Here is a 21711-nt window from a genome sequence, read left to right on the forward strand (position 1 = left end):
AGACTCGACGCGAGATAACGGCAACGTCGTGACGCAGGCAAGCAAGTGCTTGGACGTCGCAGGTGGGAACACCGCCAACGGCACCGCGGTACAGGTGTGGGATTGTGCAAGCGTCCCCGCGATGGACTGGACCTACTCAAACAACAAGCTGCAGGCACTAGGCAAATGCCTCGACCTGGTCGCGGGGGGCACCGCGGACGGAACACTCGCCCACCTGTGGGATTGCTCCTCCGTAGCCAGCCAGACCTGGGAACGCACCGGGCAGAGTCAGTACCGCAACCCCGCTAGCGGCAAATGCCTCGACATCGTGGGCGGATCGCTCACGAACGGCACTCGAGTTCACCTCTGGTCATGTCACACCGGCGCAAGCCAGAAGTGGACCACACCGCAGTAAACCGCAGACGTTCGGTGGGGGTGTCAGCGCCCCCACCGAACGTCGCCGACATCAACCTGTACAGCGGGTAGTGGGCCGCGCGACCCCTCGAGCTTTGCCACGCACGAGGCCGTTGCTGGGCGGACCAACCGCGTCCGGCTCGCACGATTGGCGATTCCCGGGTTGCGGACCGTCACGCCGGAAACGATCGATTCTGGCGCACGGGCCCGCATAGCTGGTCAGCAGCGCGACACGCCGCTACCTTGAACACCGAAACCCCTTGCCGAAACCGAATCACGCCGAAACGCGGGCAGTACCCTTTCGGCGCGACTGCAGGGCCGAGCGAATGCGCCCTCCCAAGGATCATTTCGTGCGTAGCTATGCTTCGGGCGGTGTCCCGATAGACGGTCCTTCACCGCTACACGCGTTTCCTTGGCGTCAAGAAGCCGACTTTTCGGATACCTGCCTGACCGGCCCGATTCCCGTATACCTGTCCCGCAAAATTGCCCGGTGAAGGTGCCTCAAACGCTACACGGTCACGTGCCCGGTCTCGAGCGCGGGGACGCCGCTACTCAACTGCGGACCGCGGAGTCAGAATCACGGCGGTGGCGATCGCAGCGGCAGTGAAGCCGAGCACTCCGGTGGCGAGCAGCGCGGGCCGCGCCGGCCACACCGCGTAGTTCATGACTTCGTAGTGTTCCCGTCCCAGGCGCCCTCGAAGTCCGTCGTCCCCTTCGCGCTCAGGACGATCTCGACGACGAGCGACACCATCGGAATGAGCCAGACCAGCGTCCAGACAAACGGTCGCGCGACCGCGGAGCTGCGCGACTCATGCCTCGGCCGTCACGTTTCGAGGTCGTGCGCTTGCGCTGAGCAGCGGCCCACCCGTCCTCGCCCGAGGGCGTGCGGGCGACGTCATTCGCGCTCAGTCGTGCTCCTCCTGCGCAGCACGAGCGTCACCAACAGCGCAAGAGCGCTCAACCCCGTCCCGTACGCGGGGATCGACTCGCTCCACGGAGTCGTGTCGTACGAGGAGTAGCCGACGAAGAGCGGAGCCATGGCGTAGACAACCACGCCGCCGCCCGCCGTGAACAGCCCGGTCGGCAGCAGTGCGAGCGCGAGCAGGGGAGCGCGGACGTAGGTCGTCGCCCACCATGCGACCCACGCCACTTGACCGAGGACGGCGACGTGAGCCGTCCACCCGGTGAGCGCAGAGGGAGAACCCAGCTGACCGGACGCGAGAGCGTGGACGCCGCCGAAGGCGAAGGCCGCGGCGGTCACAGCGGCGGATGCCCACAGCAGCGGTCCGCGAGGGCGTGCGACGCCAAGGGTGGCGACCAATACGGCGACGGCGACGAGCATCAGGCCGGCGCCGAAGAGCTGAGCGGCACCGTCGATCACCGTCCACGGCGCGGACGGATTCTGATAGTCGAAGAGATGGTCCTCGAGCAGGCCGCACATGCTCGTGTCGTTCTCGTCGCCGACGAAGCGCGGGCACTGCGTCCAGCGGCGAGACGAGGCCATCAGCTGCAGAGGCACGGACGCCGCCAGGAGAACGGCAGCGCTGACCGTCGCGATCGTGGCAGTGCGCGACATCGATCCCGCCGAGTGGCGGGTGCGAGCGATGGCCGAGGTGCTCATGGCGGTCACGCTAGCGGAACGATCTCCGCACAGCGATGGGGTGCGACAGCGGAGTGCGACAGAGGATCATGGCCGCCATGAAGGGTTCCGCGAAGGTCGCGCTGAGCCTCGTGCCGATGGCGATCTTCGTCATCGTGCTGGGGGTCCTCATCGCTCAGCAGACTGAGCGCCGGCTGCCCTACGGCGGCTACTGCGACAGCACCACAGCGCAGTGCGCGACCCTCGACCCACCCGATCACTGACGAGAGCGGGGCACCCGGGCCGCCTCGGCCATCCGGCAGAATGAGCGGATGGCAGCGGAGGCGACGCTCGACGACATCGCGGTCGAACTCGCCGCGGTGCCGCCGGATGAGTTCGTCGCGGCTCGCACCGCGCGCGCCAAGGATCTCGCCGACGCAGAGCTCGCCGCCGCAGTGCGCGGACTCCGGAAACCGCTGCTCGCCGCGTGGGTGGTCAACGTGTTCGTGCAGGACCGGCCGGACGAGATCGCGCAGGCGCTCGAGCTGGCAGCGGCGCTGCGCGAGGCGCAGGCGGAGCTCGACGCGCAGACCCTCTCCGCCCTTGGACGCCAGCGCCGCCAGCTCGTGCGCCAGCTCGCGCAGCAGGCCGCCGGCATCGCGAAGGACCGGGGCGTGCGTGTCTCTCCGAGCGCGATCGATGCGGTGCAGGAGACGTTCAATGCCGCGATGTTCGACGCCGACGCGGCGACGGCGGTCGCATCCGGGCGGCTGCTGCGCCCTCTCGAGGCAACCGGCGCCTTCCCCGCCGACCTCGACGGCGCGGTTTCCGGCTCCATACCTCAGCGTGCGACGGCTTCCGAGAACAAGGGGTCGGATGGCGATGCGCGGCGCCGCGCGCGGGCGGCGGTCCGCGAGGCGGAGAGGGAGCTCCAGCGCGCGGAACGCACCGAGGCCGACGTCGCATTGCGGCGAGAGAAGGCGGACGACGGCATCCGTCGCGCAACCGAGCGGGTCGCCGCGCTGCAGGCCGAGTTGGCGAAGGCCGAGAGCGAGGCGGAGCGCCTGAGACAAGAACTCGTCGACCTCAGCGACGAGGCCGACACGGCGTCGCGTTCGACGGCGGCCGCGCGCCGCGCGCTCGAGAAGGCGCGGGCGGCCGCGGGGGAGTAGTCCCGGGAGGGGTGTCAGGGGCCGCCGGTAGGCTGAGTCCATGGCCGCAGCACCCCGCAAGACCCCCGCGAAGGCGACGAAGACGGCCATCCCGCAGCTGTCGTGGCGGCGCCCGGAGCCGGCGCCGATCGTGCTCGTCTCCGGGCCGGAGGAGGTCTGCGCTGAGCGCGCGATCGCCGGTGTGCGCGACTACCTGAAGGCCGAGGATCCGTCGCTCGAGATCACCGACATCGTCGCATCGGACTACACCTCGGGCATGCTCCTCGCGGTGACCTCGCCGTCACTCTTCGGCGAGCCGCGGATGGTCCGGGTGTCGGCCGTGGAGAAATGCAGCGACGCGTTCCTCACCGAGGCGCTCGCGTACATCGAGGCTCCGCAGGAGGGCGCCACGCTCGTCCTCCGGCACAACGGCGCCACGGTTCGCGGGAAGAAGCTGCTCGACGCCATCCGCTCGGGCGTCGGCCGCGGCGTCGAGGTGCCGTGTCCTGCGGTGAAACGAGATGCCGACCGCTTCGACTTCGCCGCAGGAGAGTTCTCCGCAGCCGGGAAGCGGATCGCGCCGAAGGCCCTGCAGGCGCTGACCCAGGCGTTCACCGGCCATCTCGCCGAGCTCGCCGCCGCGTGCCAGCAGCTCGTCGCCGACGTCGAGGGCGACATCACCGAGGACGTCGTCACGCGCTACTACGGCGGCCGCGTGGAGACGAACGCCTTCGCCGTGGCCGACACCGCCATCGCCGGGCGCTACGGCGAGGCGCTCGTCGCGCTGCGGCACGCCCTCGACTCCGGGGCAGACCCGGTGCCGCTGGTCGCGGCGTTCGCGATGAAGCTGCGGACGATGGCGCGCGTTGCCGGCTCGCGCGAGCCCTCGCGCGCGCTCGCGACCCGCCTCGGGATGAAGGACTGGCAGGTCGACCGTGCGCGCCGAGACCTGCAGGCCGGATGGAACGAGCGTGCCCTCGCGCTGGCCATCCAGGCGATCGCCCGCGCCGACGCCGAGGTGAAGGGTGCGTCGCGCGACCCGGTCTTCGCCCTCGAGCGGATGGTGACGGTCATCGCCACGCGCGCCCCGTTCGGTGCTCCCACGCGCTGAGACCTGCGACCACGTGTAGGGAACTGCGCACGCGCTTGGAGACCGCGGCCACGCGCCGAGACCGCGCCCACGCGCCGAGACTGCGTCCATGCGCCGAGACCGCACGCGCCGAGACAGACGCCGCGCGCTGCGGGCGAGATTGCTTCATCGCTCCCGGCCTGCGCGAATCCTCCCGGACTGCATGCTCCACGAGCGCACCCACCGCGTTCGCTCCGAGACAGCGCGTGGTGCACGCTGTGTCGGCGCGAAGGCGCAGGCCGTGAGCGACAGTGCTGTCTCGGAGCAGCGCCGCGCCGTAGCAGCGGAGTGCCGCACCGCGCATCCCGCCGGCTCGGCCGCCCCGCGCGTCCCGCCGGCTCGGCCGCCCCGCGCGTCCCGCCGGCTCGGCCGCCCCGCGCATCCCGCCGACACCCCCGCGCGCTGCGCCCCGCGCGTCGAACCGCACTACGCGCCCCCGCGCACAGCAGAAGGCCCGCCCCGCGATGCGGGACGGGCCTTCTCCAGAGCGATGAGGCTCAGAGCGAAGAGACCTGCTTCGCCATGCCCGACTTGCGGTTGGCGGCCTGGTTCTTGTGGATGACGCCCTTGCTCACGGCCTTGTCGAGCTTCTTCGAGGCCTTCGCCAGGGTCGCCTCGGCGGCGGCCTTGTCGCCGGCGGCGACAGCCTCGCGCGTCTTGCGGACGAGCGACTTCAGCTCGCTCTTCACGGCCTTGTTGCGCTCGCGCGCCTTCTCGTTGGTCTTGATGCGCTTGATCTGCGACTTGATGTTTGCCACGTCGAATGACTTTCGTTCGGAGTGATTCGGGCGATCCTGTGACGGCCGACCCGAGTGTGCTTCTTCAGTTGCCGCGTGACGAGAGAGGGGCGTCGTACGGCTGTGTGGGTGCCCCCACACGCAAGCCAAGGACCAATGCTACCAGGTCAGCCCTGGCCGTCCGCTCGCTCGACGGTCGCGATCGCGAGATCGAGCACGGCGGCGAAGACCGCGGGCCGCATCGCCGTGACGAGGTGCGTGGAGCGCGGCACGACGATGAGCTCGGCATGCGGCACGAGGCGCGTGAAGAGGCGCTCGTGCAGGCGCAGCTGATCCCACTCGCCGTTCACGAACCAGGTGCGCGTCTGCAGCCGCGGCAGAGCCGAGCGCATGTCCAGGGTGGCGAGGCCGGACAGGGCCGCGTCCTCGGAGCGGAGCGCGTATCCTCCTGCCCCGAAGTCGAGGCGCGTCTCCTCGGGAAGGGTCGCCCGCAGCACGCGCTGGACGAGCCACATGCCGTTGCCGGGCATCCGCTGCATGCCCTGCAAAAGGAGGCGATACAGGCGGAGGCCTGCGCCGCGGGGGAGCGCGGTCGCTCCCACGGCGATGAGGGCCGCGACCGGTGGGGCGTCATCCTGCGCGAGGAGCGCGAGCGACAGCAGCCCGCCCATCGAGTGCGCGACGAGGAGCACGGGGCCGGCGGCGGCCGCCGAGCGGATGGCGCGGTCGATGGTGGCGAAGGCCTCGTCGAGGGACCAGTCCTCGTCCATCCGCGACCCGTGTCCGGGCAGGTCGATCGCGTGCACCACGACGCCCCGCCGCTGCAGGTGCGCCACCTGCGCGCGCCACATCGTCGCCGACGTGCGGATGCCGTGCACGAGGACCACCTGCACGCTCATGCCGCCATGCTATCGACCACGCAGAAGGGGCCGACGGCAGCTGCCGTCGGCCCCTCGGGGAGGGTGAGGATTACTCCTTGACCCAGCCCGTGTTCTCCACCGGCTGCAGGCCGAAGAGGTCCAGACCCGTGTAGGTCTCGGGGGTCAGGTTCGCCAGACCCTCCTTGGCCGTCACGATCTGCGGTCCGGCGTAGAGCGGGAAGATGCCCCACGTCTCGGCCATGATCTCCGACTCCAGCTTCAGGCCGGCCTCGGTCTGCTCCTCGGCCGTCGGCAGCGCGGACACCTCGTTGGCGATCCGCTCATCGATCTCCGGCGTGCCGGTCGACGAGAGGTTCAGACCGCTGTCCGAGCAGTAGATCTGGCACATGTACGCCACCCCGTACGGGTCGCTCGACGAGAAGCCGAGCATGACGAGGTCCCAGTTCTTCGTGGTGAGGTCGTTCGAGAAGTCCGACGACGGGCGCACCTCGGGGGTGATCGCCGCGCCGATCTCGGCGAGCTGCGTCTGGATGATGCGGCCGCGCGCCTCGACCACCGGGTCGTCGCCGAACAGCGGAAGGACGCCCTCGAGACGGACGCCGTCCTTCTCGCGCACGCCGTCGTCGCCCATGGTCCAGCCGGCCTCGTCGAGGATCGAGTTGGCCTCCTCGACGTTGTACTCCCAGCCGGCCTCGCTCAGCGCGTCGACGTAGCCCTCCTGGAAGGGGAAGAGGTTGAAGGAGCCGGCGTCGGGCTCGGTGTAGTCCAGCCCGTTCCAGACGACCTCCTTGATCTGGTCGCGGTTGATCGCCATGAACATCGCCTTGCGCACATCGAGGTCGGCGAACTGCTCGCGCTCCGCATTGATCTCGAGGAGGTTCGTCGCCGTGCGCTGCGCACGGTACGTCACGACGCCATCCATGTCGGCGACCTGCGCGAGGCGGTCCTCGGTGTTCGTCAGCGCCCAGTCGATCTCGCCGTTGCGGAACGCGTTGATCTCCGCGGTGTCGTCGAGAACGCGGAAGGTGACCTTGTCGAGCATGGGCTCGTCGCCCCACCAGTTCTCGTTCGGCACGAAGGTGACGGTTCCGCCGTTCGCGTCGAAGTCCTCGACCTTGTACGGGCCGGCGCCCCACTCGGGGTGCACCTCGCCCACGTACGCCTCGTTGAAGAGCTCCGGGGTGTTGATCGCCGGGTTGACGAGATGCCAGAAGAGGCCCTCGGTCCACGGGTAGACCTGCTTGAAGGTGACGACGGCCTGGCGCTCGTCCTCGCCCTGCTCGACGGACTCGATCAGCTCGTAGCCGTCGGTGGTGTTGGGGATGTAGCCCTCATCCAGCGAGCGGTTGGCGATCCACGTCTGGTTGTAGGCCTCCCACGTGATCGGGCTGCCGTCGTTCCACGTGGCCTCAGGGTTGATCGTGTAGGTGACGACGGTCTTGTCGTCCACGATCTCCGTCGTCCAGTCGGTCAGGTAGTTGGGGTTGGCGTACGCCTCGCCCTCCGGCGTCATCAGGATCGTCTGCGGGTTGTACCACTCCCACAGCGTCGCCGTGTCGACGGTGCCGTCCGAGTGGTTGGCGTTCAGCTGCTCGGGGATCTCGGGGATCGGGAAGGTCGCCTCGCCGCCCTGCTGCAGGTTCTCGCGCGGCTGCGGGTTGTAGTCCGCGCCCGTGATCTCGGTCTTGGCTGCGTTTCCGCCGTCGGAACCGCCGCCGCCGTTGTCACCGCCGCCGCCACCGGCACAACCCGCGAGGACGAGGGCCAGCGTGCCGGCTGCGGCTGCGGCCCCGATCCACTTCTGCTGCTTCTTCATGGTGCTCCTTTCGCGCCTTCGCAGGCGTGGGGATGTGGGAGAGATGAGATCGAGGCTAATCGCGGGGCGGACGCTCGTGCCGGAACGTGAGCGAGCCGTGACCTGCGTGCCGCGATCTCGAGGAACCCGAGCGCGGTGCTGCTGCGCTCCGCGCTCGGGCTACGTCGTCAGCTGGCGCGCGCCTGGCCGCCGCTGCTGAAGGTGCTCGGGTCGAGCTCGACCCGCTGGCGCCCGCGCTCGATCTTCGGGTCGGGGATGGGGATGGCCGACAGCAGCGCCTGCGTGTACGGGTGCTGCGGGCTGTCGAAGACGTCGTCGACATCGCCGAACTCGACGAAGTCGCCGCGGTACATCACGGCCACGCGATCCGCCAGATGCCGCACGACCGACAGATCGTGGGCCACGAAGAGGTAGCTGATGCCGAGGCGCGTCTTCAGCTCGTCGAGCAGGTTCAGCACGCCGGCCTGGATGGAGACGTCGAGCGCCGACACCGGCTCGTCGAGCACGACGAGCTTCGGCTCGGTGGCGAGCGCCCGGGCGATGCCGATGCGCTGGCGCTGGCCGCCCGAGAACGCCTGCGGGAAGCGGTCGCTGTGCGCGGGGTTCAGGCCGACGAGCCCCATGAGCTCGTCCACGCGCTCATGCGTGCGCTCCTTCGAGACGCCGATGGTCTGCAGCGGCTCGGCGATGATGTCGAAGACCGTCATGCGCGGGTCGAGCGCGCCCATCGGGTCCTGGAAGACGATCTGGATGTCGCGGCGCGCGATCCGCTCGCGCTTGCGGCCCTTCAGGTCGCGCACGCTCGTGCCGCCGAGCAGGATGTCGCCGCCCTCGGGTGCGGAGAACTCCATGATCTCGAGGAGCGTCGTCGTCTTGCCCGAGCCCGACTCGCCGACGATCGCGAGCGTCTCGCCCTGCTTGATGTCGAAGGAGATGTCCTTGACCGCCTGCACCTCGCCGACCTTGCGCTTGAGCACGCCTTTGAGGATCGGGAAGGTCTTCGACAGGTGCGACACCTCGAGCACGGTCTCGCGCTCCTCGCGCGGCACGCGCACGAGGTCGCTCTCCGGGATCTCCGGGATCGGGTACACGGGGCGCCCGCCGATGATGCCGGAGCGGATCTCGTCGGCGCGGATGCACGCGGCGCGATGGTCGTCGCGGCCGCCGACCGGGATGAGGGCCGGCTCGCCGGCGCGGCACGCGTCGAGCACGATGGGGCAGCGATCCGCGAAGGGGCACGCGTCGGGCAGGTCGATGAGCAGCGGCGGGTTGCCCTTGATGGCGACCAGCGGCTCCTTCTGCTTGCGGTCGACCCGGGGGATGGCCCCGAGCAGGCCGATCGTGTAGGGCATCCGGGTGTCGTCGAACAGTTCGACGGCGGGCGCCTGCTCGATCGGCTTGCCCGCGTACATGACGAGGACATCGTCGGCGATGTTGGCCACCACGCCCATGTCGTGCGTGATCATGATGACCGCGGCGCCCGTCTCGCGCTGGGCGGTGCGGATGAGATCGAGGATCTGCGCCTGGATGGTCACGTCGAGGGCGGTCGTCGGCTCGTCGGCGATGATGAGCTTGGGCTTGTTGGCCATCGCGATCGCGATCACCACGCGCTGCCGCATGCCGCCGGAGAACTCGTGCGGGAACGACTTCATACGGCGCTCGGGCTCGGTGATCCCGACGAGGGTGAGCAGCTCGACGCCCCGCTCCCACGCCTGCTTCCGGCTCATGCCGGAGTCGTGCACGACGAGCGCCTCGACGAGCTGGTCGCCGATCGTGTACACAGGCGTGAGCGAGGTCAGCGGATCCTGGAAGATCATTGCCAGGCCGTTGCCGCGGATGGCCGACATCTGCTTGTCCGTCCTGCCCAGCAGCTCCTGCCCCTCGAACGAGATCGAGCCGGTGACGTGGGCGGTCTCGGCGAGGAGGCCCATGATCGCCAGCGAGGTGACGGACTTGCCGGATCCCGACTCGCCGACGATGCCGAGAGAGCGGCCGGGGAGGAGGTCGAAGGAGACGCCGCGGACGGCGTCGACCCTTCCGGCCTCGGAGGCGAAGCTGACCCGCAGGTCGCGGACGGAGAGAACAGGTGCGGTCATGCGCGGCCTCCAGCCGCCGAAGTCGGGTCGAGGGCGTCGCGCAGGCCGTCGGCGACGAGCGCCATCGAGACCGTGAGCAGGGTGAGGGCGCCGGCGGGGAAGAAGAACATCCACGGCGCGCTGGTGATGATGCCGGAGCCGGTGCCGATGAGCGACCCGAGTGAGACGTCGGGCAGCTTCACGCCGAAGCCGAGGAACGACAGGCCGGTCTCGAGCATCACCGCGCTGACGACGCCGAGCGTGAAGTTGATGACGAGGAGCGACCCGATGTTCGGGATCATGTGGCGCAGCACGATGCGGAAGCCGCTGACGCCCATGTAGCGCGCGGCCTGGATGTACTCCCGCTCGCGGATCGACAGCGACAGCGTCCAGATCGTGCGGGCCGCGATGAACCAGTTCGTCAGGATCAGCACGATGGTGATCACGCGCCAGTCGCCGCCGGAGTCGTTGGAGATCATCGCGATGATGAGGAAGGTCGGCACCGCCATGAGGAAGTGGATGACCGCGAGCGCGGTCTTCTCGAACCAGCCGCCGAAATAGGCCGCGGCGGCGCCCACGAGCGCGGAGATGACGGTCGTCCCCACCGAGACGCCCACGGCGATCATCATGGAGCGCTGCAGGCCCACGACCACCATGGCGTAGAGGTCGTTGCCCGAGTTGTTCGTGCCGAACCAGTGGTCGGCGTTCGGCGCGTCGCTGAGGGCGAGGAAGTCGAGCTCGATGTGGTCGTACTTCTGGAACAGCGGCCCGATGACCGCGAACAGCACCAGCAGGATGAAGATCACGATGCCGGCGACGGCGGGGCGGTTGCGCATGAAGCGCCGGACGTACAGCGAGGACTTCCGCAGCGGCTTGCTGCGTCCGCCGCTCACCTCGGAGACCGCGGGGGGCGGGTTGTCTCCGTGCTCGAGAGGATCGCGCATATCTGTGATCGTCATGTCAGCTCACCCGCACTCGGGGGTCGAGGGCGACGACCGCGACGTCCGCGAGCATCGCACCGATGAATGTCATGAAGGCGCCGAATGCCGCGGTGGCGACCGTGCCGTGGATGTCGTTCGTCGAGATGGTCTGGGCGAAGTACTGGCCCATGCCGCTCCATCCGAAGATCGACTCGGTGAGGATGGCCCCGGTGAAGGCGGCGGGGATGTTGAACGCCACCTGCGTGGTCACCGGGATGAGAGACGTGCGCAGCGCATGGCGGCGGATGGCCTGCGCCTTCGTCAGCCCCTTCGCGCGGGCGGTGCGGACGTAGTCCGCGCTGATGTTGTCGAGGAGCAGCGAGCGCTGGAGGAAGTGGTACGCCGCGTAGCCGGTCAGCACGAGGCCCAGTGTCGGGAGAGTCAGGTGCTGGACGACGTCGACGAGGACGGGGAGGAAGCCCTCGACGCCCACGCTGGCCGATCCTGTGACGTAGAACACCCGGGTGCCCACGGCCTGGTTGATCGAGATCGCGATGAGCACGATGCCGAGCGCCGCCACGACGACGGGGATGTTCATGGTGACGATCGACGTCGCCTGGCCGATCCGATCGGCGAGCTTGTACTGGCGCGAGGCGGTGTAGACGCCGATGGCGATGCCGACGATCGCGGTGAGGATGGTCGCCCCCAGCACGAGCTCCGCGGAGATCCACATGCGGTAGGCGACCTCGTCGTTCACCGATCCGCCGGTGGGGCTGAGGCCCCAGTCCCAGCGGGTGAGGATGCCGGAGAGCCAGGTCCACCAGCGCTGGAAGAGCGGCACGGTGTCGCTGAGGTTGCGGGGCTCCAGGAGGGCGACGATCTGCTGCTCGGAGAGCGGCGGGCGGCGGCCGACGTAGTTGCTGCGCGGGTCGAGGTAGAGCCACGCCAGGAAGTAGGTCAGATTCGTCGCGACGGCGATGATGAGCAGCCACCCCAGGATGCGGCGGAGCATGTAACGGATCAAAGTCGGGGGTTTCCTTCGTCGGACTGCGCTGAGCACGCTGGTAGCGCATTCATCGCACACGTTGAGCGTCGACTCTACCCCTGGTCGCTCCCATCGGCGGTGTTCACGCCCGCGCGTGGCGAGCGGTCCGGGTCCCGCGCGCGCTGTCACGCGGCGGGACCCGGACCGGGTTCGTGTCAGCGCAGGACCAGCATGCGCTCCTTGCTCTCCGACGGCAGGAAGCCGCCGCCGGCGGGGACGAACACGGCGCTGACGCGGTGGTTTCCGCGCGGAAGGTCCGCCGGCACCTCGAGCACCGCCGTGCCGTCGTCGAGCTGCACCTCGCCGAGCACGCGGCTCTCGCTGTGGAACGCGACGGTGCCGACGGGCTCGGCGTCGCCGGCGGCGGTCACGGTCGCGGTGAGGAGATTCGGCGCGCCCTTCTTGGCCTGCCCGGGAGGAGTGGTGCGCAGCGTGGTGCTCGTCTCCACCGATGCGGCCTCGTCGACCGTGTCGAGCCCGACGATCACGGGGTCGTGGTCGCTGGAGCGGTAGGGAGTCGGCTCGTAGAAGAGCGTGCCGTGGCTGTTGTAGCGGCTGTACTCCAGCGCGACGGCCTCGCCGCTGTTGATCGACCAGATGTCGGCGCCGGTCGCGAGCTCGGCGGCTGCGGCGTTCAGAAGCACATGGTCGAGCGAGCCCGACAGCGCCTGGAACACGTAGCTGCTCTCCGATGACCCGAACGCGGTCTCCGCGTCGACGTAGCCGGCCTCGTAGAGCACCTGCATCGGGTCCTCCTGCGTGTAGGAGTTGAAGTCGCCCACGAGCAGCTGCGCCTCGGCGCCGGTCCCCGTGGGGTCCGTCGCCATCCACTCGGCGAGCGCCTGCGCCTGCAGCACCCGCGACTGGTTGGACGTGCCCTGGCCGTCGCCGGCGTCGACATCTCCCGGCCACGGCCCGACGGAGCCCTTCGACTTGAAGTGGTTCACCACCACGGTGAACGGCTCCCCGCCGGGAGCGGCGAACGTCTGCGCGATCGGCTCGCGGGCGTTCTGGAACGCGTCCACCTCGGCATCGCCGGTGTCGAGAGCGGTCGCGACGCCGACCGGCGAGACGGCCGCCGGCTGGTAGATGAGCGCGGAGGTGATGACGTCCTGCTCGCTCGCGTCGGGCAGGTCCGCCGGCGACGCGACGTACGCCCACTTCTCGGTGCCCGCGGCCTCGTTGAGCGCGGCGACGAGGGTCGCCAGGGCCTCGTCCGGCTCCTCGCCGAGACGTGCGGAGTTCTCGATCTCCATGAGCCCCACCACGTTCGCGTCGAGGGCGTCGATCGCCGCGACGATGCGCGCCTCCTGGCGCTCGAAGTCCTCGGCATCCCAGGCGCCGCGCTGATCGCAGCCCTCGTCGACGGTCACGCCGTCGCCGGCGCGGTCGCGGTACGGCACGCAGCGCGCGTCGTCGACGCCGAGGGTGGTGAAGTAGTTGAGCACGTTGAACGACGCGACGCTCACGTCGCCCCCGACCTCCTCGGGTGCGGATGTCCGCGTGTTGTCGAACACGACGCCGTCGGCACCCGACCCGTCTGCCACCAGCGGCTCGGTGGGGTTGAGCTTCCACGCGCTGTTGCGGAAGTCGACGATGTGGGGCTCCGTGAACGTCGCCGATGCGCCGACGCGGATGGGCTCGACGAGCGAGATGTAGGCGGGGGTGAGGTCGCGGTTCGCGCTGAAGCTCGCCGAGGAGCCGTCATCCAGGCTCACGCGGCGGGCGGCGTTGTCCGCCGCGACCGCCTGCGCCTCCGCGCTCCCGGGGCGCGCGACGTCGGTGGGCTGGCGCAGGGGCGCGTCCCCGGCGGCCAGCACGACCTCGCCGTAGGAGTTCGTGGCGTACGTGTCGGCGACCGTGAAGTGTCCGGTCGGCGCGACGAGCATCGACTCCAGCCGCTCCCGCTCCTCGTCGGTCTCCGGCCAGCCGACCGCTGCGGGGGCGACCGGCTCGGCGTCGGCGACGACGCGCGCGCCGCCCGCGCGCACCGACAGCTCGGTGAGGCCGTAGTACTCGACGACCTCGCCGGTCACCTCCACGGTGTCGCCGATCGCCACGTCGTCGACGGTCGCCGTCGAGTAGACGAAGAGCGCGTCGGAGGCGGTGTGCGCGGCGGGATCGAGATCGCCGCCGGTGCCGGGCGTCTGCACGACGTAGCCGTCCAGCCCGCCGGAGGGGTAGCGCGCGGTCACGACGCCGGTCGTGCTGACCGTCGCGCCGACCAGCGGCGAGCGGTCGCCCGTGCCCTGGATCTCGGCGATCGCCACCGGCTCCCCGGGCTCGGGCGTCGGCTCGGGCGTCGGCTCCGGCGTCGCGCCGCCGTCTCCGCCCACCGGCGTGGGCGCCGCGGTGACGAAGTCGGCGCCGTTGTCGGCCGTGTTGGCTCCGTCGGTGCGCGTGATCGCGGTGGCGTTGGTCGTCGCGGGCGCCGGGGAGCCCGCGAAGTCGTTGGCGCCGCCCCAGCCGACGTAGTCGACGACCCGGTCCGCGGTCGCGAGCCCGGACGAGCCGGAGAGGGCGGTGTCGTCGGACACGAGGGCGACCTTGCCCTGCGAGCCGCTGAGCGCCGTCGAGCCCTCGACGTCTGCGGCGACGTCGGGCAGGGCGGTGTTCGAGCCGTACGCCTGCCCGACGACCAGAGCGGCGTCGGCGGCCAGCGTGAGGTCGCCGAGCGGCGTCACCTGCCAGCTCGAACCCGTGGCCGACGCGTACTGCACGCTCCAGCCGGCGAGGCTCTGCGGCTGCGACGTCGTGTTGACGATCTCGACGAAGTCGCGGCTGAAGGCGGCGCCGCTGTTGCCGCCCCCGCCGTAGATCTCGTTGATGAGCACGCCGGCGCCGGGGGCCACCGCCGCCTGTGCGGCCGTCGGCGCGAGGAGGGCCGCGGCGATGCAGGCCGTCGACGCCAGACAGATCGCGCGGCGGACGCCGCGCGGGGAAGAGGGATGGTGCACGTTCGTCTCCTTCGGAGTGCGGGAGGCGCGGGTCGGCCCCGCGTCTTCCAGGCAATCGTCGTCGGGTGAACGGACAGTGGCCAGCACCTTGCGGGAGGACGGCGGCGCGCTGCGCGGAAGGACCGCGGCGCGGTGCACGGGAGCACGGCGCGGCGCACGGGAGCACGGCGCGGCGCGGCGCGCGAGAGAAGGGGCACGGCGGGCGCGCCGCGGCCCGTAGAATCAGACGGATATGTCCCCTCGTGCCACGACTCCGCTCCCGCCTGCCGCGACACCGCCTGAGCGCATCCGCAACTTCTGCATCATCGCTCACATCGATCACGGCAAGTCGACGCTCGCCGACCGCATGCTGCAGCTCACCGGCGCGGTGTCCGACCGCGACATGCGCGCGCAGTACCTCGACCGCATGGACATCGAGCGCGAGCGCGGCATCACGGTGAAGAGCCAGGCCGTGCGGCTGCCGTGGCAGCACGAGGGCGACACCTTCGCGCTGAACATGATCGACACGCCCGGTCACGTGGACTTCACCTACGAGGTGTCCCGCTCGCTCGCCGCCTGCGAGGGCGCCGTGCTGCTCGTGGACGCCGCGCAGGGGATCGAGGCGCAGACACTCGCCAACCTGTACCTCGCACTCGAGAACGATCTGACGATCATCCCGGTGCTCAATAAGATCGACCTGCCCGCCGCCGACCCCGACCGCTTCGCGAAGGAGCTCGCCGATCTCATCGGCGGCGACCCCGCCGACGTGCTGCGGGTGTCGGGCAAGACGGGGCAGGGCGTCGAGGAGCTGCTCGACCGCCTCGTGGCGGAGATCCCCGCGCCCCAGGGCGACCCCGATGCCCCGGCTCGCGCCATGATCTTCGACTCGGTCTACGACGCGTACCGCGGCGTGGTGACGTACGTCCGGATGGTCGACGGTCGCCTCTCGCCGCGCGAGCGCATCCAGATGATGTCGACGCGCGCCACGCACGAGCTGCTGGAGATCGGCGTCTCGAGCCCCGAGCCCACGCCGTCGAACGGCCTCTCGGTGGGCGAGGTCGGCTATCTCATCACCGGCGTGAAGGACGTGCGCCAGTCGAAGGTCGGCGACACCGTCACCAACCAGCGCACTCCCGCCTCGCAGGCGCTTCCCGGATACACCGACCCGAAGCCGATGGTGTTCTCGGGCCTGTACCCGATCGACGCCAGCGACTACACCGACCTGCGCGAGGCGCTCGACAAGCTGAAGCTGTCGGACGCGTCCCTCGCCTACGAGCCCGAGACATCCGTCGCCCTCGGCTTCGGCTTCCGCTGCGGCTTCCTCGGACTGCTGCACCTCGAGATCATCACCGAGCGCCTCTCGCGCGAGTTCGGCCTCGACCTGATCACCACTGCGCCGAGCGTCGTCTACGAGGTGACGACGGAGACGGGCGAGACGCTCATCGTCACGAACCCGAGCGAGTACCCCGAGGGCAAGATCGGCTCGGTCGCCGAGCCGATGGTCAAGGCGTCGATCCTCGCGCCGAAGGAGTACGTCGGCACCGTCATGGAGCTGTGCCAGACTCGCCGCGGCACCCTGCTCGGCATGGACTACCTGTCCGAGGAGCGCGTCGAGCTGAAGTACACGATGCCCCTCGGCGAGATCGTCTTCGACTTCTTCGACCAGCTGAAGAGCCGCACGCAGGGCTACGCGAGCTTCGACTACGAGCCGGCGGGGCAGCAGGAGGCGGACCTCGTGAAGGTCGACATCCTCCTCCAGGGCGACCGCGTCGACGCGTTCAGCGCGATCGTGCACCGCGAGAAGGCCTATGCGTACGGGACGACGATGACGGAGCGTCTGCGCAAGCTCATCCCGCGTCAGCAGTTCGAGGTCCCCATCCAGGCCGCGATCGGCGCCCGCATCATCGCGCGCGAGAACATCCGCGCGATGCGCAAGGACGTGCTCGCGAAATGCTACGGCGGCGACATCTCCCGCAAGCGCAAGCTGCTCGAGAAGCAGAAGGAGGGCAAGAAGCGCATGAAGATGGTCGGCCGCGTCGAGGTGCCCCAGGAGGCGTTCATCGCCGCGCTGTCGGGTGACGTCGAGACGAAGTCCGGGAAGTAGCCGGGGGCTTTGCCAGGGGCTGCGGTTAGGGTGGACGACATGCGCCGGGAGACCTTCCGAGACGAGACGGTCGACTATGCGGCGGTCGGGGCGACGCAGGCGCCCGACCTGCTGCAGTACCCGCCGGAGCGCAGCATTCCGGCGGCCGCACAGTGGCGGATCGGCAGCGGCGAGGAGCGATTCCGCACGGCCGTCGACGCGCTGCTGGCCTGGGCGCCGCTGAAGGGCGCCGGCCTCGAGCTCGCCGATGTGCGGCCCGCTCCGGGACCGACGTACACGGGGGTCAGCTTCGACGACTCCGGCAACGCCGTCGCGCCGAGCCGGTCGGATGCCGATCAGCGCTTCGACGCCGAGGGCACGCCGTACGTCGGCGCCGGCACGACCGTGACCGTGCGCGGCAAGGTCGCGCGCTTCCGCGCCGACGCCGAGCTGCGGGTGATCTTCGTGATCGAGGAGGCGCGTCGCGTGGGCTTCGCCCTCGGCACGGTCGGCGGCTCGGTGGTGAGCGGCGAGGAGTCGTTCATGATCGAGTGGCGCGAGAACGACGAGGTGTGGTTCGACGTGCGCGCGTTCGACCGGCCCGTCACGTTCTGGAACCGCCTCTTCAAGGGGCTCGTGCGCCGCCGCCGCAAGGCGCTGTTCGCCGCCTACCTGCGCGCCATCTCGCCGCTGTTCCGCACCGGCGCCTGATGGCCGGAGCACTTCCGCTCGGCGATCCCGCACCCGCCGACGGCGCACTTCCGCGTGACCTCCCGGTCGACCCGTCGGCCGACCTCGGCATCTACCTGCACGTGCCGTTCTGCCGTGTGCGCTGCGGGTACTGCGACTTCAACACCTACACGTCGAGCGAGCTGCGCGGCGCGCGGCAGGACGAGTACGCCGACGTCCTCCTGCAGGAGATCGCGCTCGCCCGCGGCGTGCTCGCCGACGCCCGCGCGCTGCGCCCCGCGCAGACCGTCTTCTTCGGCGGGGGAACGCCCACGCTGCTGCCCGCCGGCGACCTCGCGCGCATGCTCGACGGCATCCGCGACGCCTTCGGCATCGCGTCCGACGCCGAGATCACCGTCGAGGCGAATCCCGACACCGTGTCGCCGGCGGTCGCCGAGGAGCTCGCGCGCGCGGGCGTGACGCGGATGTCCGTGGGCATGCAGTCGGCCGTGCCGCGCGTCCTCGCCGCGCTCGACCGCACGCACTCGCCCGACAACGTCGCGACCGCCGTCGCCGCCGGTCGGGCAGCCGGACTCGACGTGAGCGTCGACCTCATCTACGGGGCGCCGGGGGAGACCCTCGACGACTGGCGCGCCTCGCTCGACGCCGCCCTCGCGCTCGCGCCCGATCACATCTCCGCCTACGCGCTCATCATCGAGGACGGCACCAAGCTCGCCCGTCAGATCCGGCGCGGCGAGGTGCCGGCTCCCGACGACGACCTGCAGGCCGACATGTACGAGCTGGCGGACGCCCTGCTCGGCGAGGCGGGGTACGACTGGTACGAGGTGTCGAACTGGTCGCAGGGGGAGGCGCACCGCTCGCGCCACAACCTCGCGTACTGGCGCGGCACCGACTGGTGGGGGTTCGGGCCCGGTGCGCACAGTCACGTCGCAGGCCTCCGCTGGTGGAACGTCAAGCACCCGGCCGCGTACGCCCAGCGGCTCGCCCTGGGCGAGTCGCCGGCGGCAGGACGGGAGCGACCGGACGCGGAGGCGACGCTGCTGGAGCGGGTGCTGCTGCAGAGCCGCATCCGCGAGGGGCTCGCCGTCGACGCGCTGCCGGCGTCCGCTCGAGGCGCCGTGGCGGGGCTGATCGCGGACGGCCTCGTCGAGCCGGCTGCGGCCATCCGCGGGCGCATCGTGCTGACGCTGCGCGGGCGGCTCCTCGCCGACGCCGTCGTGCGCGCGCTCACCGACTGACGCCCGGCGCGCTCACCCCGTTCGCCGAAAGAGGTCGGTAGACTGGCACTCGGACGCATCGAGTGCCAGGGAGAGGGGTGCGCACATGGTCAGCGACCGCGGGCTGCAGGTCCTCCGGGCGATCGTGCAGGACTACGTCGACACGCACGAGCCCGTCGGGAGCCGCTCCATCGTCGAACGCCACTCCTTCGGGGTCTCGGCCGCGACCATCCGCAACGACATGGCCCTCCTCGAGGACGAGGAGCTCATCGCCCAGCCGCACACCTCGTCGGGCCGGGTGCCGACGGACAAGGGCTATCGCGTCTTCGTCGACCATCTCGCCGAGCTGCGGCCGCTGTCGTCCGCGCAGCGCTCGGCGATCACGTCGTTCCTCGGGGAGCCGTCCGACCTCGACGACCTCCTCGCGCGCACGGTGCGGCTCCTCACGCAGCTCACCGGCCAGGTCGCGCTCGTGCAGTACCCCTCGTTCGCGCGCGCGAGCATCACGCACGTCCAGCTCGTGCAGCTCGACCCGCGGCGCGTGCTCGTGATCATGGTGACCGACACCGGCCGGGTCTCGCAGCGCATCACGCAGCTGACCGTCGAGCTCGACCAGGAGGCGCTGGATGGCGTCGCCGCACGTCTCGTGCCGCTGCTCGCCGGCCGCTCGGTGGGCGACGCCGCCGACCAGCTCGCGCGCGCGGTCGAACTCGCCCCCGCGCCGGCGACTCCCGTGGACGTGGCGTTGCGGGACGTCGCGAAGGCGGCGGCCGAGGAACTCGACGAGTTCCGGCAGAACCGCCTCGTCATGGCGGGATCAGCGACGCTCGCCCGTCGCGAGCAGGACTTCCGCGGCAGCATCCATCCGCTTCTCGAGGCCATCGAGGAGCAGGTGACGCTGCTGCGGCTGATGAGCGAGATGGTCGCCGACGAGCACGGGCTCGCGACGAGCATCGGGCGCGAGAACGCGGCCTTCGGCCTCTCGGAGGCGTCGATCGTCGCGAGCCAGTACGACTCGGCCGTCGGCGCCGCCCGCATCGGCATCATGGGCCCGACGCGCATGGACTACCCCCGCAACCTCACGGCGGCACGGGCGGTCGCCCGCTACCTCACGAGGCTGCTGGACGAAGACGAGGGCCGGCGCTGACGCGCCGCCCTGACGACCGGAGCACGGGCGCACGACGCCCGCAGGAAGGCTGAAGTGGCTGATCATTACGAGACCCTCGGCGTGGCGCGCGACGCCTCGCAGGAGGACATCAAGAAGGCGTACCGCAAGCTGGCGCGTCGTCTGCACCCCGACGTGAATCCGGAGCCGCAGGCGGCCGAGGACTTCAAGGCCGTCACGCACGCCTACGACGTGCTGAGCGACCCCGAGCAGCGACGCCGCTACGACATGGGCGGCGACGACTCGCCGTTCGGCGGCGGCGCGGGCTTCGGCGGCTTCGGCGACATCTTCGAGACCTTCTTCGGCGGGGGCGCCGGCGGTGGCGGCGGCCGCGGCGGACGTCCGCGGTCGCGGCGCGAGCGCGGACAGGACGCGCTGGTGCGCGTGACGCTCGAGCTCGGCGACGTGGTTTTCGGCACGCATCGCGACATCGAGGTCGACACCGCGGTGCTGTGCGAGACCTGCCACGGATCGTGCTGCCAGCCCGGGACGAGCCCGCAGACCTGCGACATCTGCGGCGGCACCGGCCACGTGCAGCGCCAGGTGCGCAGCCTCCTCGGCAACATGGTCACCATGCAACCCTGCGGCGCGTGCCAGGGCTACGGGACCGTCATCCCGCACCCGTGCCCGACCTGCAGCGGCCAGGGGCGCGTCCGCTCCCGGCGCACCGTCTCGCTCGACATCCCCGCAGGCGTCGAGACCGGGCTGCGCCTGCAGCTCCCCGGCTCCGGAGAGGTCGGCCCGGCCGGCGGCCCCAACGGCGACCTGTACGTGGAGGTCACGGTGGCACCGCACCCCGTCTTCAGCCGCGACGGCGACGACCTCCTCGCGACTCTCGAGGTCTCGATGACCGACGCCATCCTCGGCACCACGACGTCGATCGACGCCCTGGACGGCGAGGTCGAGGTCGAGGTCCGCGCGGGCATCCAGTCGGGCGAGATCCTCACGGTGAAGGAGCGCGGCATCACCGGGCTCCGCACCTCGCGTCGGGGTGACCTCCGCGTGGGCGTGCAGGTCGTGACGCCCACGAAGGTCGACCACAAGACGCGTCAGCTGCTCGAGGAGCTCGCGCGCCGCACCAAGGCTCCGGAGCCGCGCCTGGCCGAGTTCCACCAGGGCCTGTTCTCGAAGCTGCGCGACCGCTTCCGCGGCTGAGCCGATGGCGCTGCACTTCTATGACGAGCGGGCGGGAGAGGTCGCTCCCGGCGAGGACATCGTGCTCACCGGCGCCGAGGCGCACCACGCCGCCTCGGTCCGCCGCGTGCGCGTCGGCGAGGACGTGACGGTGACGGATGGCCGTGGCGCGTGGGTCGTCGGATCCTGCGCGGAGGTCTCCCCGCAGCGGGTCGTCGTGCGCGTCGCCGCGCGCGAGGACGTTCCGGCCGCGACGCCTCGCCTCGTGCTCGTGCAGGCGCTCGCGAAGGGCGGCCGCGACGAGCTGGCCGTGCAGGCGGCCACCGAGCTCGGCATCGACGAGGTCGTGCCGTGGCAGGCGTCGCGCAGCGTCTCGCGCTGGCAGGGTCCGAAGGCCGAGAAGGGCCGCGCGCGCTGGTCGACGATCGTGCGCGAGGCCGCCAAGCAGGCGCACCGCGCGTGGATCGCCGAGGTGTCGCCGATCGCCGACCTCGCGCAGCTGACCGCTCGCGCAGAGACCGCGCGGATGCTCGTGCTCGACCCCACGGCGCCCGTCGCGCTGACGGCGATCGAGATCGACGACGCGCGCGACCTCGTGCTCGTCGTCGGCCCCGAGGGCGGCATCGCGCCGGACGAGATCGACCGCCTCGCGGCCGCGGGGGCGGAGCGCGTCCGGCTCGGCACGACCATCCTCCGCACCTCGACGGCGGGCCCCGCCGCCCTCGCGATTCTCAACGCGAAGCTCCGGCGCTGGTGAGCC

At 70.7% G+C, this 21711-nt stretch carries 18 protein-coding genes; 10 read left to right on the top strand and 8 right to left on the bottom strand.

Translation table 11 applies throughout. From position 1 onward, the window contains the following. Positions 1-28: 28 nt before the first annotated feature. Positions 29-394, top strand: a complete 366-nt coding sequence (locus tag D7D94_RS14430) for an RICIN domain-containing protein (RefSeq protein ID WP_246171911.1) — start codon at positions 29-31, stop codon at positions 392-394. Between the two features lie 894 nt (positions 395-1288). Here D7D94_RS14430 and D7D94_RS03265 read toward each other — a convergent pair. Then, on the bottom strand, positions 1289-2014 hold the full coding sequence (locus D7D94_RS03265) for a hypothetical protein (RefSeq protein ID WP_156241194.1): 726 nt from the start codon (positions 2012-2014) through the stop codon (positions 1289-1291). Positions 2015-2082: 68 nt separating this feature from the next. Here D7D94_RS03265 and D7D94_RS03270 point away from each other — a divergent pair, with 68 nt between their 5' ends. The 3 genes from D7D94_RS03270 to holA are packed head-to-tail and all read left to right on the top strand — an operon-like array spanning position 2083 to position 4234. Next, on the top strand, positions 2083-2256 hold the full coding sequence (locus D7D94_RS03270; RefSeq protein ID WP_156241195.1) for a hypothetical protein: 174 nt from the start codon (positions 2083-2085) through the stop codon (positions 2254-2256). A gap of 48 nt (positions 2257-2304) precedes the next feature. Continuing rightward, positions 2305-3144 (top strand): transposase, encoded by an 840-nt coding sequence (locus D7D94_RS03275; protein WP_156241196.1) that lies wholly within the window; start codon positions 2305-2307, stop codon positions 3142-3144. Between the two features lie 40 nt (positions 3145-3184). Continuing rightward, positions 3185-4234, top strand: a complete 1050-nt coding sequence (holA, locus tag D7D94_RS03280) for a DNA polymerase III subunit delta (protein ID WP_156241197.1) — start codon at positions 3185-3187, stop codon at positions 4232-4234. Positions 4235-4749: 515 nt separating this feature from the next. Here holA and rpsT read toward each other — a convergent pair. From rpsT to D7D94_RS03315, 7 genes are all read right to left on the bottom strand, one after another. After that, positions 4750-5010: a 30S ribosomal protein S20 gene (gene rpsT / locus D7D94_RS03285; RefSeq protein WP_156241198.1), complete on the bottom strand. Its 261-nt coding sequence runs from the start codon at positions 5008-5010 to the stop codon at positions 4750-4752. Between the two features lie 146 nt (positions 5011-5156). Continuing rightward, positions 5157-5888, bottom strand: coding sequence for an alpha/beta fold hydrolase (locus D7D94_RS03290; protein ID WP_156241199.1), 732 nt, complete (start codon positions 5886-5888; stop codon positions 5157-5159). A gap of 70 nt (positions 5889-5958) precedes the next feature. Then, positions 5959-7686: an ABC transporter family substrate-binding protein gene (locus D7D94_RS03295; RefSeq protein ID WP_156241200.1), complete on the bottom strand. Its 1728-nt coding sequence runs from the start codon at positions 7684-7686 to the stop codon at positions 5959-5961. Between the two features lie 167 nt (positions 7687-7853). Then, complete coding sequence (locus D7D94_RS03300; RefSeq protein ID WP_156241201.1) at positions 7854-9782, bottom strand: ABC transporter ATP-binding protein; 1929 nt, start codon at positions 9780-9782, stop codon at positions 7854-7856. Beyond that, positions 9779-10720 carry an ABC transporter permease gene (locus tag D7D94_RS03305; protein WP_246171862.1) on the bottom strand — a complete coding sequence of 314 codons (942 nt, stop codon included), beginning with the start codon at positions 10718-10720 and terminating at the stop codon, positions 9779-9781. The genes D7D94_RS03300 and D7D94_RS03305 overlap by 4 nt, the downstream gene beginning before the upstream one ends. A gap of 1 nt (position 10721) precedes the next feature. After that, complete coding sequence (locus tag D7D94_RS03310) at positions 10722-11693, bottom strand: ABC transporter permease (RefSeq protein ID WP_246171863.1); 972 nt, start codon at positions 11691-11693, stop codon at positions 10722-10724. A gap of 188 nt (positions 11694-11881) precedes the next feature. Further along, positions 11882-14683, bottom strand: a complete 2802-nt coding sequence (locus tag D7D94_RS03315; protein ID WP_156241203.1) for an ExeM/NucH family extracellular endonuclease — start codon at positions 14681-14683, stop codon at positions 11882-11884. A 232-nt stretch (positions 14684-14915) separates the two neighbouring features. Here D7D94_RS03315 and lepA point away from each other — a divergent pair, with 232 nt between their 5' ends. From lepA to D7D94_RS03345, 6 genes are all read left to right on the top strand, one after another. Beyond that, positions 14916-16766, top strand: coding sequence for a translation elongation factor 4 (gene lepA / locus D7D94_RS03320; protein WP_156241204.1), 1851 nt, complete (start codon positions 14916-14918; stop codon positions 16764-16766). Between the two features lie 39 nt (positions 16767-16805). Beyond that, entirely contained in the window at positions 16806-17456 is a 651-nt protein-coding gene (locus D7D94_RS03325; protein ID WP_156241205.1) for a DUF1990 domain-containing protein, read from the top strand. After that, positions 17456-18673, top strand: a complete 1218-nt coding sequence (gene hemW / locus D7D94_RS03330; RefSeq protein ID WP_156241206.1) for a radical SAM family heme chaperone HemW — start codon at positions 17456-17458, stop codon at positions 18671-18673. The genes D7D94_RS03325 and hemW overlap by 1 nt, the downstream gene beginning before the upstream one ends. 85 nt (positions 18674-18758) lie before the next feature. After that, entirely contained in the window at positions 18759-19799 is a 1041-nt protein-coding gene (hrcA, locus tag D7D94_RS03335; RefSeq protein ID WP_156241207.1) for a heat-inducible transcriptional repressor HrcA, read from the top strand. A 54-nt stretch (positions 19800-19853) separates the two neighbouring features. Continuing rightward, positions 19854-20972, top strand: a complete 1119-nt coding sequence (gene dnaJ / locus D7D94_RS03340; protein ID WP_156241208.1) for a molecular chaperone DnaJ — start codon at positions 19854-19856, stop codon at positions 20970-20972. A gap of 4 nt (positions 20973-20976) precedes the next feature. Further along, entirely contained in the window at positions 20977-21708 is a 732-nt protein-coding gene (locus D7D94_RS03345) for a 16S rRNA (uracil(1498)-N(3))-methyltransferase (protein WP_156241209.1), read from the top strand. The last annotated feature ends 3 nt before the right edge of the window (positions 21709-21711 follow it).

The organism is Microbacterium oryzae (assembly GCF_009735645.1).
GTDB lineage: Bacteria > Actinomycetota > Actinomycetes > Actinomycetales > Microbacteriaceae > Microbacterium > Microbacterium oryzae.